17 protein-coding genes and 1 pseudogene are annotated in these 14,527 nt (G+C 56.5%); 12 read left to right on the forward strand and 6 right to left on the reverse strand.

Features of this window, described 5'->3' with window-relative positions:
* Positions 1-513: 513 nt before the first annotated feature.
* From AD668_RS30290 to AD668_RS06325, 5 genes and pseudogenes are all read left to right on the forward strand, one after another.
* A complete protein-coding gene (locus AD668_RS30290; RefSeq protein WP_371259764.1) occupies positions 514-918 on the forward strand; it encodes a lipid II-degrading bacteriocin in 405 nt (134 codons plus the stop codon).
* A gap of 89 nt (positions 919-1,007) precedes the next feature.
* Positions 1,008-1,271, forward strand: coding sequence for a hypothetical protein (locus AD668_RS06310; protein ID WP_053155785.1), 264 nt, complete (start codon positions 1,008-1,010; stop codon positions 1,269-1,271).
* A 33-nt stretch (positions 1,272-1,304) separates the two neighbouring features.
* Positions 1,305-1,507 (forward strand): annotated as a pseudogene (locus AD668_RS06315) (YegP family protein).
* 112 nt (positions 1,508-1,619) lie between these two features.
* Positions 1,620-2,546 (forward strand): LysR substrate-binding domain-containing protein, encoded by a 927-nt coding sequence (locus AD668_RS06320; RefSeq protein WP_053155786.1) that lies wholly within the window; start codon positions 1,620-1,622, stop codon positions 2,544-2,546.
* A gap of 60 nt (positions 2,547-2,606) precedes the next feature.
* Positions 2,607-2,972: a 5-carboxymethyl-2-hydroxymuconate Delta-isomerase gene (locus tag AD668_RS06325; RefSeq protein ID WP_053155789.1), complete on the forward strand. Its 366-nt coding sequence runs from the start codon at positions 2,607-2,609 to the stop codon at positions 2,970-2,972.
* Positions 2,973-2,975: 3 nt separating this feature from the next.
* Here the strand turns inward: AD668_RS06325 and AD668_RS06330 are convergent, their stop codons facing one another.
* The gene (locus AD668_RS06330; protein WP_053155791.1) at positions 2,976-3,908 is read right to left on the reverse strand and encodes a LysR family transcriptional regulator; all 933 of its coding nucleotides are present in this window, start codon (positions 3,906-3,908) and stop codon (positions 2,976-2,978) included.
* Between the two features lie 113 nt (positions 3,909-4,021).
* A complete protein-coding gene (locus AD668_RS06335; protein WP_053155794.1) occupies positions 4,022-4,939 on the reverse strand; it encodes a DMT family transporter in 918 nt (305 codons plus the stop codon).
* A 376-nt stretch (positions 4,940-5,315) separates the two neighbouring features.
* On the opposite strand from AD668_RS06335, the gene AD668_RS06340 reads away from it, so the two are divergent.
* The 5 genes from AD668_RS06340 (at position 5,316) to AD668_RS06360 (ending at position 10,291) form a co-directional block, all read left to right on the forward strand.
* Positions 5,316-6,965 (forward strand): phosphoethanolamine transferase, encoded by a 1,650-nt coding sequence (locus AD668_RS06340; protein WP_053155797.1) that lies wholly within the window; start codon positions 5,316-5,318, stop codon positions 6,963-6,965.
* A 65-nt stretch (positions 6,966-7,030) separates the two neighbouring features.
* A complete protein-coding gene (locus AD668_RS06345; RefSeq protein WP_053155800.1) occupies positions 7,031-7,693 on the forward strand; it encodes a class I SAM-dependent methyltransferase in 663 nt (220 codons plus the stop codon).
* A gap of 123 nt (positions 7,694-7,816) precedes the next feature.
* Positions 7,817-8,950, forward strand: coding sequence for a ribonuclease D (rnd, locus tag AD668_RS06350; RefSeq protein ID WP_053155803.1), 1,134 nt, complete (start codon positions 7,817-7,819; stop codon positions 8,948-8,950).
* Positions 8,947-9,240: a YcgL domain-containing protein gene (locus tag AD668_RS06355; protein WP_053155806.1), complete on the forward strand. Its 294-nt coding sequence runs from the start codon at positions 8,947-8,949 to the stop codon at positions 9,238-9,240. The genes rnd and AD668_RS06355 overlap by 4 nt, the downstream gene beginning before the upstream one ends.
* A gap of 118 nt (positions 9,241-9,358) precedes the next feature.
* Entirely contained in the window at positions 9,359-10,291 is a 933-nt protein-coding gene (locus AD668_RS06360) for a D-2-hydroxyacid dehydrogenase (RefSeq protein ID WP_053155808.1), read from the forward strand.
* Positions 10,292-10,360: 69 nt separating this feature from the next.
* Here AD668_RS06360 and AD668_RS06365 read toward each other — a convergent pair whose 3' ends face one another.
* Positions 10,361-10,954 carry a nitroreductase family protein gene (locus AD668_RS06365; RefSeq protein WP_053155811.1) on the reverse strand — a complete coding sequence of 198 codons (594 nt, stop codon included), beginning with the start codon at positions 10,952-10,954 and terminating at the stop codon, positions 10,361-10,363.
* Positions 10,955-11,118: 164 nt separating this feature from the next.
* On the opposite strand from AD668_RS06365, the gene AD668_RS06370 reads away from it, so the two are divergent.
* Together AD668_RS06370 and AD668_RS06375 are read left to right on the forward strand one after the other, a co-directional pair.
* The gene (locus AD668_RS06370; protein WP_053155815.1) at positions 11,119-11,568 is read left to right on the forward strand and encodes a YcgN family cysteine cluster protein; all 450 of its coding nucleotides are present in this window, start codon (positions 11,119-11,121) and stop codon (positions 11,566-11,568) included.
* 36 nt (positions 11,569-11,604) lie between these two features.
* Positions 11,605-12,834 (forward strand): hypothetical protein, encoded by a 1,230-nt coding sequence (locus AD668_RS06375; RefSeq protein WP_053155818.1) that lies wholly within the window; start codon positions 11,605-11,607, stop codon positions 12,832-12,834.
* A gap of 89 nt (positions 12,835-12,923) precedes the next feature.
* Here the strand turns inward: AD668_RS06375 and AD668_RS06380 are convergent, their stop codons facing one another.
* The 3 genes from AD668_RS06380 to AD668_RS06390 all read right to left on the reverse strand — a co-directional run bounded on the left by AD668_RS06380 (position 12,924) and on the right by AD668_RS06390 (position 14,461).
* Entirely contained in the window at positions 12,924-13,301 is a 378-nt protein-coding gene (locus AD668_RS06380; protein WP_053155821.1) for a DUF2892 domain-containing protein, read from the reverse strand.
* Positions 13,302-13,392: 91 nt separating this feature from the next.
* Positions 13,393-13,863: an RNA methyltransferase gene (locus AD668_RS06385; RefSeq protein WP_046816778.1), complete on the reverse strand. Its 471-nt coding sequence runs from the start codon at positions 13,861-13,863 to the stop codon at positions 13,393-13,395.
* A 136-nt stretch (positions 13,864-13,999) separates the two neighbouring features.
* Positions 14,000-14,461 (reverse strand): MarR family winged helix-turn-helix transcriptional regulator, encoded by a 462-nt coding sequence (locus AD668_RS06390; RefSeq protein ID WP_053155824.1) that lies wholly within the window; start codon positions 14,459-14,461, stop codon positions 14,000-14,002.
* Positions 14,462-14,527: the final 66 nt, after the last annotated feature.

Consider the following 14,527-nt stretch of genomic DNA (forward strand, 5'->3'; position numbering starts at 1 on the left):
AAGTTAACTGCAATTTTTTAGGAGGTGTCCTGCATCTTCCTGCGCTGTTTCGTATTGCGGTGTATCGATCTGAATGATTACCTTGCTTCAACTCGTCAATGATTGGCGGGCCAACCATTTATTCAAAACCATGGAGAGTTTATGGCTAATGGTATTTCTTTGCCGGCACTCAATATTAATGCGGTTGCACCTGCCTTTTCCTCATCTACACTTGGCCTTGCTCCCCCAATGCCTAATCCAGCGGCTGTCGTAGCTTCGCAGCATCTCGTCGTCTACAACTGTATGCCGAAGTGTATTGGAGAGAGATGATGATAAAGCATATGGAGGAGTGAATAGGCAGATCCAGAATGGATGGCGTTATATTCCGACTGCAGAGTAGGAGTTTGATCTGGTTAAAGTTCCAATTGCTGACAAATACATGAGCCTTAATCCTTGCGCGCTCTCAGCCGAAGCAGTGCGGGAGGCAATATATGGATGGGGCTATAAGAGAAAAAATTCTGAGGCTCGTGAATTATCAGGAGGGATTCTAAATTCGCGGCATGGTCTCATTATCTTGAAGGAAGTGGAGTGGATGTAGCTACCCACCTAAGTCGTTTAGGGCTTAATTTATCGGTTACCAAAATTCCTGCGCTAGAAAGTGCTTTCGCTTCCGCAATAGTTGGGACCCCGCCTGTTAGCCTGCCGAGCGTGTCTTACAATACTCGTCAGGACTCCTACATTACGTGGGCATGGCTGGGCCATATCACTCTTAAGATTGAGAGCACAGTGCATAAGGGTCACGATGGTCGTGTATCTTTTGATGGAGTTGCGCGGGCATATCACGATACGTATGATTTCAATCCAAGCACCCACCGCTCTGAAATTGGAGAGATCGCCACTGCTGGTGCTAAGCTCTTGGATAACATTAATAAAAGGTAAGCCTTATCAGGTGATCATTCAGGGAGAGCTAGCGATCTCCATTCGAAGGTGATCTAGAAAGTTATATTCTTAATTTGATCGAGAGAATAATGCCCGGAACGGAAAAGCGTTTAATTGAGAAAGGCTTCATTGCCTCTATTTTGCTATTTAACGTGGTTACTTTGATTCCGTGGGTGACATTTTTTTGGCATAGCCAGGGCTATGACGCCGGAGGTGATGGCCCGGCTGCCATGTTTTTGCTGGTTGTTACGGCAGTCGGGACTGTGTTTATTATGCCGGTTTACAGTTCGGCAATTTATTTGACCGGGATTATCAATCCAGGAGATCGCTTAAAGTGGGTAGTGGATCACTGATCTGCAGTTACCAGCCATCGCAAGGAGCGAACGATGTATTTTGAGATCTACAGGCAGACCCGAGGGACTCTACAGACTGGCAAGGGGCAGTGGCGCTGGCGCTTGAGGGCGGGCAATCATGAAACGGTAGCCAGTGGCGAGGCTTACGAGAAAAAGGTGATTGCGTGCACGCCATCAGTTTGATCAAGGGTACGCATGATCAGACGCCAACCAAGGAGTCTGATGGTGTGTGGTGAAGCTGCTCGCTCAGAGCAGCTTCGCTTCAACAGATCTCAGGGTTGTGAATAGACGCCTGTTGTGTCCACTACCTAAACTGTCAGCAGACTTAGGGATTGAGGGGGGCAATGGATGAATCGCAACGAGCTACGCAAGGCCGATATCAACCTGATGGTGGTGTTCGAAACGCTGATGCTTGAGCGCAACGTTACTCGCGTAGCGGAAAAGCTGTTTTTGGGTCAACCGACCATCAGCTCTGCGCTCAACCGTCTGCGGGCGATGTTCAATGATCCACTGTTTATTCGGGTTGGACGTCGCATGGAGCCAACGGCGCGAGCCGAGGAGATCATCCGGCATCTGTCTCCGGCGCTGGATTCGCTGTCAGTGGCTTTGAGCCTTACCCATGATTTCGATCCTTCCAGCAGCACCATGACCTTTCGTATCGGGCTGTCCGACGACGTCGAATTTGGCCTGTTGCCGCCCTTGCTGCGTGCGTTGCGCCAGGAGGCACCCAGCGTGGTGTTTGTGGTGCAGCATGTCGATTACTGGCGGATTCCCGACCTGTTGGCGTCCGGCGATATCACGGTGGGTATCAGCCAGACCCGCGGCCTGCCGGCCAATGCCAAGCGCAAGTTGTTGCGTCACATCCAGCCCAGCATTTTACGGGCCGACGCCTCCGACACGCCGCTGACTCTGGATGAGTATTGCTCACGCCCCCATGTGCTGGTCTCCCATACCGCCAACGTCAGTGGCTACGCCGATGAGTGGCTGGCGGAGATTGGTCGTACGCGACAGGTGGTACTCTCCGTTCCGCAATACAGTTCGTTGCCGGCCCTGCTGGCCGGGACCGATCTGATTGCCAGTCTGCCGGACTACACCGCTGAGGCGATGGCCGTATCCGGGCATTTGTTCAAGGAGCCGTTTCCGTTCAAGACGCCGACCCTGGACCTGTCCATGGTCTGGCTCAGTCATGTCGATACCGACCCTGCCGAGCGCTGGTTGCGTTCGCGTCTGGAAGGGTTCATGAGTGAGCGAGCTGTGTTGCCGCTGCCTGAGTGAGCAGGGCGTCGCCGTGATATATGTAGGATCTTTCCCCCCCCCACTATCAGGATCAATGCCATGCCTCACCTGCACATGGAATACACCGCCAATTTACCTGAACTGAATGCCGACGTAGCGTTGATGCGGCTGAACAATACGCTGGTGGGGTCCGGTCAGTTCGGCGCCGAAATCGACATCAAGAGCCGTGCAGTGAAGGTCGAGACATTCAAGGTCGGTACGGCGTTGACAGAACGGGCGTTCGTGCATGTGAAACTGGCGTTGTTGAGCGGTCGTTCCGCGCAGATCAAGCAGCAATTGTCGCAAAGTTTATTGGCTGTGGTGCAGGAGTTGTGTGAATGGCCGGCGGGTGTCGAAGTCCAGTTGTGTGTGGAAATCCTCGACATCGATCGCGAGTCCTACAGCAAGACGGCCATCAACAACTGAATCTCAGGCAATTTCCTGTTCTGTGCAGGCCTGGATCACTTGTTCGCGAAGCCATCTGTTGGCGTCGTCCTGATCTAGGTTTTGACGCCATTGCATATCGAGGCTGAACCCGGGCAAGCCATCGGGTGCTTCGCAATGATTGAACGCCGCGTCGGTGGCGAGCAATTGCTGAATGCGCCGAGGCAGGGTCAGGATGAAGTCAGTACTGGCGATCATCTTCAGCGCCGCGCTGTAACTGTTGGCGCGCGCGACGATCTGGCGTCTTTGTCCCTGTTGTGCGAGCCAGCCATCGACCATGTTGGTGGTGGAGGTCCAGGGTGTCGGAAATACATGCCGGCGTTCAACGTACGCTTGCAGGTTTAAATGCTCCAGCGGTGTAGCGCGTTTATCGAATACACACACCAGATCGTCTTCAAGCAGCGTGCGCGATTTGAGGTCGGCGTGGTTGCGATGAAAATTCGGGCCGAAGCAAATCACCAGGTCAAGACGGCCATCGCGCAAGGCGTCGACAGGAATGTCGGCGTCGAGCTTGTGCATGTTGACCGTCACCGGAAGCTCGGCGAGAGCAAAGCGTTTCAACAAGCGCGGCAGGATTAGCTGTTCGAAGTATTCCGGTGCGCAGAGGTTGAAGGTCACTGAGCGCAAGGTCGGGTCGAACGTCGGTGAGCCGGCGTGACACAGGTTGATGCTGTCGAGGATCCTCAGGATGTGAGGGTACATCGTGCCTGCCTTGTCAGTTGGCTGCATGCCTGAGCGGGTATTGATGAACAGTTCGTCATCGAAGCAGTTGCGCAGTTTTTTCAGGCAGTAACTCACCGTGGACTGGCTGACGCAAAGCCTCTCGGAGACATCGGTGACGTTGTTTCGCTCGAACACGGCGACGAACACCATGAGGTCCTGCATGTCGAGCTTTCTGAGCAAATTGCTGTTCAGCATCCTTTCTGTCTCGCAGAGCTACTGGCGCAGAACGTGCGCAAGGTATGTGAGTGATCCTAGCGGAGCAGAGGAATCAGGAGAATGCCTTGTGGGACTTTTCATGCAGGCTCGCGTCAGCCTTGTACCGTGACCGGTACGGATCGGCGGCTGGATCTCAACAGGGCCAACATACCGATGGCCACCAAAGCGGCCCCGGCAACCTCCCATGGCAGTGGCAACTGACGCCCCAACAGCCAGTGATACATCGTGATGAACAGCGTGCTCAGGTAAATGTACGAAATCACTGAGGAGGGTGCGATCTCACCGATAGCACGATGCAGCAGCCAGAAAGTCGCCAGCGTCGCAAACAACGCCAGATAAATCAGCCAGAAAAAGTCGTGGGCAGTCAGCATCGACGCTGAGCGCCAGCCGCCGCTGAATCCGCAGAACACCAGCAGAAACAATGCGCCGAACAACATGTTCCAGAACGTCATTGCCACCGGGCTGCGACCCTTCAGGCTGCCAGCTTTAAAACGCTGGCTCAGTGGCGCGTAAAGTGCCATTGCCAGACAACCGACACCAAACACCGAGAGTGCGTAAAACGATGGCGGTTCGTCGGGCCCACTTCCCTTCATGATCAGCAGAACAGCGCCTGTAGCGGCAGTCAGCATGGGCAATATTCGTTGTTTCAGGCTGCTGTCAGGTGTCAGCACGGACTCGAAAAACAGGGTCAGTAATGGCACCAGCGTGAACACGGTCCCGGTGTTGACCGCCGAGGTATAGCGCAGAGCCTCGAACAGCGACCCGAAGTACATCGCCAACAGCAATCCGAGGACGCCATGCTCAAGCAGTCCGCGAATAGTCACGCCTGTATCGCCTTTAACCAGTAGCAACGGCAGAAACGCCGCCGCGCAAAACAGCAGTCGTAATCCGGTCAGCAGGACCGGGTCTATGACCTGGCTGACCTGTGCTGCCGCGGAAAATGATGCGGCGACCAACAAGGCCCAAAGCAGCATGCCGAGGTGGGCGGCGGCGAAGCCGGTGGTTTTCATGGAGGCATTCCGAGTCAGTGGGGGAGATTGGCGTGGGTGAAATGAAGTTCGATTAGGCGCGCAAGATCGGGAGGCTGCAAATCAGAATGTGCAGAATGAAATCCAGAAATTAAATAGCGCTGGTGCGGATCGTGGGTGGGTCATGCATTTGGACGGCAGTTGATGAGCAGTTGAGCGTGCTTATTTAAGTAATTCCTGAACAAAAGCTGAACCATTCTCAAATGGTATGGAAGTTAAGCTCGATATCAGTCGGCAACTAATCGTTGGCTTATTTTTCACAAAAAATTGATGGTTGGCTGCTTAAAGTTAGTGCTGTCTCGGTTAATGAAATTTTCACATTTACCGCAGGCGCTCTTTTTAGGAATAGTCAAACATCATGTTGAAGATTAAAGCCGTGCGCCCGGAATGGGTGACACTGATTGCCAGTGCCTTTTTATTAATGGGCTTCAATTTTGTTCTCTGGCAACATCTTTTCGAAATCACCGCGTCAGATGGCAAAGGCATCGTCCTGCGCGTGGCATTCGGGTTGATGATCTTCGCGGCGTTCAATATTTTGTTGACGCTGATGGCTTTTCGATCGCTGCTTAAACCCGTTCTCACACTGCTCTTCCTGGTCAGTGCAAGTGTGGCGTATTTCATGGGCCAATACGGTGTTTTGCTGGACGCCGGCATGTTGCGTAACTTTGCAGAAACCAATGTCACTGAAGTGCGTGGTTTGCTGTCGATCAAGTTGTTTATCTATATTCTTCTGCTGGGTGTCCTGCCGTCGTTATTGTTGTGGAAACTTCCGATTGCATATCGTCGCTGGCACCGCGAGTTGCTGAGCAAAGCTTTAGTGTCGCTGGCGTGCGCAGCGGTTATCGGTGGTGTCGCATTGATTAACTATCAAGGCCTGTCTTCACTGTTTCGAAATCACCATGAATTGCGTTTGATGGTGGTGCCGAGCAATTACATCGGCGCGACGGCCAGGTATCTGGGTGAGCAGCTGGTGTCAGCGCAGCAGCCGTTTGTCAAAGTTGGCGAGGATGCGCAGTTAAATTCGAGTTGGCAAACTCATGGTCGTAAATCCCTGACGGTACTGGTGGTGGGAGAAAGTGCGCGCGCGGAGAATTTCGGCGTCCTCGGCTATGACCGTGATACCACGCCAAAGCTCGATAAGGAACGCGGCCTGATAGCGTTTACCGATGTGACCTCGTGTGGCACTGAAACCGCTGTATCGGTGCCTTGCATGTTTTCCAATATGGGTCGCAAGGATTACAACGCGAGCAAGGCAAAGAATGAAGAAGGTTTGCTGGATGTGCTCAAGCGTGCCGGACTGGAGGTAATCTGGCGTGACAATCAGTCAGGCTGCAAAGGCACCTGCGATCGCGTCACCCTTCAGGATGTGAGTAATCTGAAAGACCCGGGCCTGTGCGCCAACAGTGAATGCCGCGACGAAATCCTGCTGCAGGGACTGCAGCACTTTATCGATACTCTGGATAAGGACACGGTACTGGTATTGCACCAGATGGGCAGTCACGGTCCGGAGTACTTCAAGCGCTATCCGAAAGAATATGAACGCTTTACCCCGGTCTGCGAAAGCAATGCACTGAACAATTGCAGTCGCGAAAGCATCATCAACGGTTATGACAACACGTTGGTGTATACCGATCATGTGTTGTCGACCCTGATCGATTTACTGCGCAAGAACCAGGACAAGGTTGATACCGCCATGCTGTATCTGTCGGACCATGGTGAATCCCTGGGGGAATACAACCTGTTCCTCCATGGTACGCCTTACATGTTGGCGCCAGAGCAACAGAAGCGTGTGGCGATGCTGGCCTGGTTCTCCGACAGCTATCAAAAGTCGTTCTCGGTGGACACTCATTGCCTGCAGCTGAGTCGCGAAAAACCCTTGAGCCAGGATAATTTGTTCCATTCGATGTTGGGTCTGCTGGAGGTCAACAGCAAGGTCTACAACCAGGACCTGGACATGTTTGCCGGGTGTCGAAGCGCAGTGATCGATGGCGTGCTGGCCAAAGATTGAGGGCAGCGTTGGCGTTTCACTCAATGGCCGCAAGCCTGTAGATCGTTCACCAAGAGTCATTGCACATGTCCGCTCAACCCCCATCCGCCATAGAGCTCGAGATCACTCGGCGCTACGTTCAGGAGCACGCGCGCGTCTGCCTCCAGCCGCAATCCCCAGGCCTGGCCGGGCGCCTGACGCTCTGGCGCGAGGAACGCCTGGTTCGCAATGCGCTGAAGATTGCCGGCGAACCGGGCCTGATCCTCGACGTTACATGCGATGTCGGCCGCTTCTGGCCTGTGCTGGCCGAGCACGCGAATCGGGTGGTGCTGGCCACCGCACCCTCGCAAGACATTCTCGATCACGCCCGTACTCACCACCCCCAAAGTTTGTTGAAGCGGGTCAAGACCTTTCAAAGTTCTGCATTCACCATTGGCTTGTCGGAAAACGCGGTCGACAGCATTTTTTGCATGCGACTGTTTCAGCACTTGGTCAGCCCCGAGCATCGTTTGGCGATGCTCGGCGAGTTTCATAGGGTCAGTCGCGATACGGTCATCGTTGCTGTGCGGATCGACGCTCGATTCATGCCGCAAACTGCCGGTGCTCAGGGCTCGGCGCCCCAGCGGCAGGCGAGCAAAGCCCAGGTGGAAAGCGAATTCAGACAGGTCGGGTTCCGTTTGATCAGCCATCAGGATTTCCTGCCCGGTTGCACGCGAATGCGCATTTACGTGCTCGGTAAGCCCAACTAACGCAGCTTTGTCGGACTATTCTTTTTGTCTGGCATGAATTTTCGCTAATGCTCTTGTTCAGTGGATGCGCGGAAATCGCCGGGGGCGATATATACTGCGCGCCATTCTTCAAGGGAGAGCCGTGTGGCCATCGATATTCACTGGATTCGCGACAACGATAGCCTCGGTCGGTTTTGCACCGAGTGGCAACAGCTGCCTTTCGTTGCCCTCGACACCGAATTCATGCGGGTCGACACCTTCTACCCGATTGCCGGCCTGCTGCAGATCGGCGACGGCCAACGCGCTTACCTGATTGATCCGCTGACCATCAATGACTGGAAGCCCTTATCCGCGCTGCTGGAAAATCCGGCCGTGGTCAAGGTCGTCCACGCCTGTAGCGAAGACCTCGAAGTCTTGCTGCGCCTGACCGGCAGCCTGCCGGTGCCGTTGTTCGATACGCAATTGGCTGCCGCTTACCTGAACCTGGGTTTCTCCATGGGGTACTCGCGGTTGGTGCAGGAAGTGCTCGGTATCGACCTGCCCAAAGGCGAAACCCGTTCCGACTGGCTGCAACGTCCGCTTTCCGATACGCAGATCAGCTATGCCGCCGAGGACGCCCTGCACCTGGCGGAGGTTTTCGTACAGCTGCGTCCGAAGCTTTCCGACGAGAAATATGCCTGGGTACTGGAAGATGGCGCCGAACTGGTGGCCAACCTGCGCCGCGAAATCGATCCGTACGAGGTCTATCGCGACGCCAAGCTGGCCTGGAAGTTGTCCCGCGCCCAACTCGTCGTATTGCGTGAGCTCTGTGCCTGGCGCGAGAAGGAAGCCCGCGCCCGTGACCTGCCTCGCAACCGCATCATCCGTGAGCATTCGCTGTGGCCGCTGGCGCGCACCCAGCCGGACAACCTTGGCGCACTGGCGAAAATCGAAGACATGCACCCGCGTACCGTGCGTCAGGACGGCGAGTTTCTGCTTGATCTGATCAAACGCTCTGGCAGTGTGTCGCCTGATCAATGGCCGCCAGCCGTGCCGGAGCCATTGCCGGTGGACGCCGCCGCGTTGCTCAAGCAAATGAAAGCCATCGGCCAGGCTGAGGCCGAGCGCCTGAACATCGCGCCGGAACTGATGCTGCGCAAGAAAACCCTGGAAGCGCTGCTCAAGAGCGGCTTCCCCAATGGTCCCTACCAATTGCCTGATTCGCTGCGTGGCTGGCGCCGCGAATTGATGGGCCAGGCGCTGCTCGACAGCCTGGCCACCGCCGGAGAACAGCCTTGAAACGAATTTGCTCGATCTATCGCAGTACCAAAAGAAACGAAATGTACCTGTATGTGCTCAAGAGCGATGCCCTGGAGCGCGTGCCGGAAACGTTGATGGCCGCCTTCGGCAAAGCCATTCACGCCTTTGACCTGGTGTTGAGCCCAGAGCGCAAGCTGTCGCGGGAAGACATCACGGTCGTGCTGGAAAACCTTGATAAACAGGGTTATCACCTGCAAATGCCGCCGGCCGAAGACGAGTACATCGAACATTTGCCGGAAGAGTTGTTGCGCCGCAACGATCCGATGTGATCGGCAGACAGGCTCCGTTCAGAGCCACTGTGAAACACTGATTGATTTTGGCGATGGCCGCATCGATGGATTGATACTTTATCGACGGCTGTCCGCACCGCTTTTGAAAGGTTGAAGCATGCGCGTTCTGATTGCTGAACACGACCACCCCGAGTACGCCCGGTTGTTGCGCGAGGCAGCGCCGGAACTGGACGTGCTGACCAGCGGGGATTCTGCTGAATTGGCCAGCCAGGCCGTCGATTGCCCGGTCTGGCTCGGTCAGCCTGATCTGCTGGCGACGCTGTTGCGTCAGGGCCATCAGCCACAATGGCTGCAATCGACTTGGGCGGGCATCACGCCGCTGCTGGCCGACGGTTTGCCACGGCACTATCGTTTGACCCGCGCGGTGGGGATTTTCGGGCAGGTCATGGCCGAATATGTGCTCACGTACATGCTCGGGCACGAGCGTGAAGTGCTGGCCAGGCTGGTCAGTCAGGTCGAGCGCAAGTGGGACAGTCGCCACGGCCAGAGTCTGGCGGGGCGCAAGGTGTTGATTGTCGGTACGGGTGATATCGGGCAAACCGTCGCGCAATTTCTCGTGCCGTTTGGCGTCGAGTTGTACGGTGTTGCCAGTAGCGCTCGCGAGCAGGCGCCGTTTGTCGAAGTCGGTTCGCTGGCGGATCTGCCGCGCCTGGTCGGTGAAATGGATTTCGTGGTCAACCTGCTGCCCAATACGCCAGACACCCACGACATTTATGATGCCGCGCTGTTCAAGCAATTCAAGGCGACCGGGTTGTTCATCAACGTCGGACGCGGCGTGGCGGTGGTCGATGCGGATCTGGTTGAAGCTTTGAAGGAAGGGCATCTGGCGGGGGCAGTGATTGACGTGTGCCGCCAGGAGCCGTTGCCGCAGCGCCATCCTTTCTGGACTGCCTGGGGCTTGCTGCTGACCGGTCACAGTTCCGCGCCGACATCGCCATCGATGATGGTGCAGTTGTTTGTCGAGAACCTGCGGGCGTATCAGGCGGGCGAGGCGTTGCGCGGAGAAGTGGATTTCAATCGCGGGTATTGAGGCGCAGGAAAAAGATCGCAGCCTGCGACAGCTCCTGTAGGAGCTGTCGCAGGCTGCGATCTTTTGCTTTTAGAGGGTGAAATCACCTTCCGCCGCCAACTCGCTCAACGGACGACGCGGGCTTGGCTCCTCTCGCGCTTGCAGGTACTCCGCCAGGCTGGCCTTGTCGCCCAGCTTGCCGACGGCCACGGCCGCGTGCAGCGCGTAACCTTCAGGAATGTTCAGTTCTTTGCGGGTCAGTTCCTGATCGAAACCGGCCATGCCGTGGGTGTGCCAGCCGCTGATGCTCGCTTGCAGCGCCAGATGACCCCAGGCGGAACCTGTGTCGAAGGTATGCCACAGCGCCGGGGTTTCTTCGCTGGCACCAGGCGCGGCGAAGGTGGTTTTCGAGATCACGATCACCAATGCCGAAGCATGCTGTGCCCAGCTGCGATTGAACTCGTTCAGCAGGCCCAGGTAACGCTCCCAGTTTGGCGTATCGCGACGCGCGTAGAGAAACCGCCAAGGTTGAGAGTTGTACGCCGACGGTGCCCAGCGTGCAGCTTCGAAGAAGCTCAGCAGGGTTTCTTCGGGAATGGCTTCGCCGGTGAAGGCGCGGGGCGACCAGCGATCGGTGAACTGTCGGTGGATGGCGTATTCGGCAACGCGTGGGTTAGCACTCATCAAGAGATTCCTTGCTACGTTTGAAGGTGGAAGCGACGCGAAACCCTACTTGGCGGCGCTAAAACTGACAAGCACGTTCTACCGGCAGTCGCCAATGCTTGGCCGCAAGGCCTGCGGGCACTAGACTGGCGGCCTTTTCACCATCTGATGTCGATGCTCGAACCATGGCTGCCAAAGTAGAACCGTTCTGGATACGCAAAACCCTCGATCAACTCGATCAGGAGGAATGGGAATCGCTGTGCGACGGTTGTGGCCTGTGCTGCCTGCAAAAGCTTGAAGATGAAGACGACAACAGTGTCTATTACACCCGCATCGCCTGCAAACTGCTGGACCTGAAAACCTGTCAGTGCAGCGATTACCCGAATCGTCGCGATTCGGTGCCGGACTGTATCCAGCTCACGCCGGGCAAGGCCGACGAGTTCAAGTGGTTGCCGCCGACCTGCGGCTATCGCCTGGTCAGTGAAGGCAAGGACCTGCCGCTGTGGCATCACCTGGTGTGCGGTGATCGCGATGCGGTGCACCACGAACGCATCTCCCAGTCCGGGCGCATGCTCGCCGAGGGCAGCGTGTCGGAAGACGACTGGGAAGATCATCTGATTTTCAGGGCTGGCTGATCGCCCACGGATCTGACGTTTCACGAAGGAGTGTGTATGGCTGTGGGATGGCGGCTGGCGTTGACGGTTGGATGTCTGCTCTTGGGCTCGCCCGTGTGGGCCGCTCAGAAGGTTGATCTGGATTATCACGTGCGCCTGTTGCCGCAAAGCGACCAGGCCGAAGTGCGCCTGACGCTGGCACGAGGTTCGGTGGTGCGCAGCCTGGATTTCGACCTCGGCGACGGCAGTCACTACAGCGACTTCAAGGCCGATGGGCAATGGCAGCTGAGCCCAGGCAAGGAGGCGCGCGGTCTCTGGCGACCGGCCGCCGACAAGGCCAGCCTGACCTATCGCGTTCGTATCAGCCACGGTCGCAAGAGCGGCAGTTTCGATACGCGCATGACACCGAACTGGGCATTGATACGCGGCGACGATCTGGTGCCGGCCGCCCGCCTCGATCAGCAGGACGGTATCGAATTGGTTTCACGTCTTGAGCTCGAGCTTCCCGGCGGCTGGAAGAGCGTCGAAACTGCCTGGCCGCGGATCGGCAAAAATAAATTCCGTATCGATAATCCGTCCCGACTGTTCGACCGACCCACAGGCTGGATGCTCGCTGGTCAACTTGGTAGCCGTCGCACTCGACTGGGCGAAACCGAGGTCACCGTCAGCTCCCCGCAAGGGCAGGGCATGCGCCGGATGGATGTGCTGACGCTGTTGACGTTTGTCTGGCCGCAAGTGCAAGCGGTGTTTCCTCGTCATCCCAACAAGCTGTTGATCGTGGGCGCCAGCGATCCTATGTGGCGCGGCAGTCTGGCGGCACATGAGTCGATCTACCTGAACAGCCGTCTGCCGTTGGTCAGCGAAAGCGGCACCAGTGCGTTGGTGCGGGAGTTGGCACAGGTATTGGGGCGGATCAACGACAAGCAGCGCAGCGACTGGATCAGCGAAGGGTTTGCCGAGTATTACGCCATTGAACTGGTGCGCCGTGCTGGTGGCATGAGCGATGAACGGTTCGACAGCTTGCATGGAAAACTGCTGAAGAGCAGCCAGAAGGTCACGACCTTGCGCGGTGAGCAGGCCAGCCCGGCGCAGGTGGCCAAGGCCGTTCTGTTGTTGCAGGAGCTGGATCGCGAGATTCGCTTGAAGACTCGCAATAAGCGATCACTGGATGATGTGCTGCGCGGCGCGATGCGTCTGGAGAGCGTTGATACCAAGGACTTTGTTGAGCTGTCAGAAAGTGTTATCGGCGACTCCTCCAAAGTCCTCGATACCGGGTTGCTCGAATAGGGAGCAGAAGATCGCAGCCTTCGGCGCCTCCTGCAGGGTGCGTACACCCATAGGAGCCGCCGAAGGCTGCGAGCTTTTGCTTTGAATCATCAAACGCCGGTTTTCGGTGAATTCAATGAATCATTGCCCGTCACCGTTGCGGTTTTGGTTGCCGCCTCAGCATTGGCTTTCAACTGGCTCAGCTCTTCACCCGCCCGCTGGATTTTCGCCCGCACGTTGTTCATGTCCTGACGGCTTTTCTCCAACAGGCTTTTCGCCGAACTGTGGCCGGTAATACCACGGGCCAGAGCAACACCGCCGATGGCGACCTGGATCAACCCGAAGATCCCGCCGCGACGCAGGCCCTTACCCACCATCACTACGCCACCGGCGATAGAACCGATGCGTTCCCAGCCCTGAACATTCTGATCGACAGGGGTCTGGAATGGGGTGGATTCGATTCGTTCGACGCGCTTGAGTTCTCTCATGATCTTTCTCCAGGCAGGAAGGGCTGCTTCAGACTCGATAGTAAAGCTGACTGCCGGGGCGGGCCGCTTGTTCCATCGAATATGCGTTGACTCAGCGAAATTTCGGTCCCGAGCGGGTGTTGAGCCCTTTGGCCATGCGGTCGTAGAGCACGACGTTGACCGTCGCGGCCAGGTTCATGCAACCCGTGGTCGGGATGTACACCACGTCTTCGCACCAGTCGCGAATCTCTTTATCCAGCGAGCCGTCTTCCGGACCGAAGATGTAAAGCGCGCGATCGGGGTGGGTGTACTCCGGCAACGGACGGGCGCCATCGACCAGTTCCACGGCGACCGGAACGCAGTTCAGTGGCAGGATTTTTTTCAGGTCGTCGATGCCGATCAGCGGGATATCGTAGTGGACACGCTTGGTATCGGTGACGAAATCGGCGGCGCGTTCATAGCGCTTGCCGGTGTAAAACACCGAGGCCACGCCATAACAGCCAGCGGCGCGCATCACCGAACCGACGTTCTCCGGTGATTTGGGGTTATACAAACCAATGCAGCTGTACCGTTTGTCTGCCACGAGCGGGGTGCCTTTCTAAAAAAAGCGCGATTATACGGGGATTGGGGGAGGGTGGTCAGTTTGTAGATTGGTGGTGTTCGGACGGCCGCCTTCCCGGGCAACTGCGCTCCCACAGGGGATTTTTTTACTTGGAACATTACAGGCGGTCTTGCAGGTGGCTGCGCAGCTCTTGCAGATCGGCTTGCAATTTTTGCAGGCGCTCGAGCGTCAGGCCGCTGGCGCCGAGGATGCACTGGGGAATATCCCGGGCCTTGTCCCGCAAGGCGCGACCCTGCTCGGTCAACTCGACGTTCACCACCCGTTCATCTTCGCGGCTGCGAGTACGGCTGAGCAAACCTTCAGCTTCCAGGCGTTTGAGCAGCGGAGTGAGTGAGCCAGGATCGGTCAGCAGTCGCGTGCTTATTTCGCCTACGGTCAAACCGTCCCGTTCCCACAGCACCATCATTGCCAGGTATTGCGGATAAGTCAGCCCCAGTGTCTGCAGCAGCGGTTTGTAGACCTTGGTCATCATCAACGACGTGGAATGCAGGGCGAAGCAGACCTGATTATCCAGCAACAGCTGCTCGCAGTTATCCGGTGTGATGCGCTCGGTGGTCATGTGGAAACCTTTTTCAGTGATCCTTGGAATCTAGCGGGCAAATCTTTAATGCGCCAGATAGTTCTG

The organism is Pseudomonas sp. P1.8, assembly GCF_001269805.1.
Lineage (GTDB): Bacteria > Pseudomonadota > Gammaproteobacteria > Pseudomonadales > Pseudomonadaceae > Aquipseudomonas.

Bases quoted from the DNA above. Each gene is read 5' to 3' on its own strand.
- AD668_RS06310 (WP_053155785.1), top strand. From the start codon at position 1,008: ATGCCCGGAACGGAAAAGCGTTTAATTGAGAAAGGCTTCATTGCCTCT.
- AD668_RS06320 (WP_053155786.1), top strand. From the start codon at position 1,620: ATGAATCGCAACGAGCTACGCAAGGCCGATATCAACCTGATGGTGGTG.
- AD668_RS06325 (WP_053155789.1), top strand. From the start codon at position 2,607: ATGCCTCACCTGCACATGGAATACACCGCCAATTTACCTGAACTGAAT.
- AD668_RS06330 (WP_053155791.1), bottom strand. From the start codon at position 3,908: ATGCTGAACAGCAATTTGCTCAGAAAGCTCGACATGCAGGACCTCATG.
- AD668_RS06335 (WP_053155794.1), bottom strand. From the start codon at position 4,939: ATGAAAACCACCGGCTTCGCCGCCGCCCACCTCGGCATGCTGCTTTGG.
- AD668_RS06340 (WP_053155797.1), top strand. From the start codon at position 5,316: ATGTTGAAGATTAAAGCCGTGCGCCCGGAATGGGTGACACTGATTGCC.
- AD668_RS06345 (WP_053155800.1), top strand. From the start codon at position 7,031: ATGTCCGCTCAACCCCCATCCGCCATAGAGCTCGAGATCACTCGGCGC.
- AD668_RS06360 (WP_053155808.1), top strand. From the start codon at position 9,359: ATGCGCGTTCTGATTGCTGAACACGACCACCCCGAGTACGCCCGGTTG.
- AD668_RS06365 (WP_053155811.1), bottom strand. From the start codon at position 10,954: ATGAGTGCTAACCCACGCGTTGCCGAATACGCCATCCACCGACAGTTC.
- AD668_RS06370 (WP_053155815.1), top strand. From the start codon at position 11,119: ATGGCTGCCAAAGTAGAACCGTTCTGGATACGCAAAACCCTCGATCAA.
- AD668_RS06375 (WP_053155818.1), top strand. From the start codon at position 11,605: ATGGCTGTGGGATGGCGGCTGGCGTTGACGGTTGGATGTCTGCTCTTG.
- AD668_RS06380 (WP_053155821.1), bottom strand. From the start codon at position 13,301: ATGAGAGAACTCAAGCGCGTCGAACGAATCGAATCCACCCCATTCCAG.
- AD668_RS06390 (WP_053155824.1), bottom strand. From the start codon at position 14,461: ATGACCACCGAGCGCATCACACCGGATAACTGCGAGCAGCTGTTGCTG.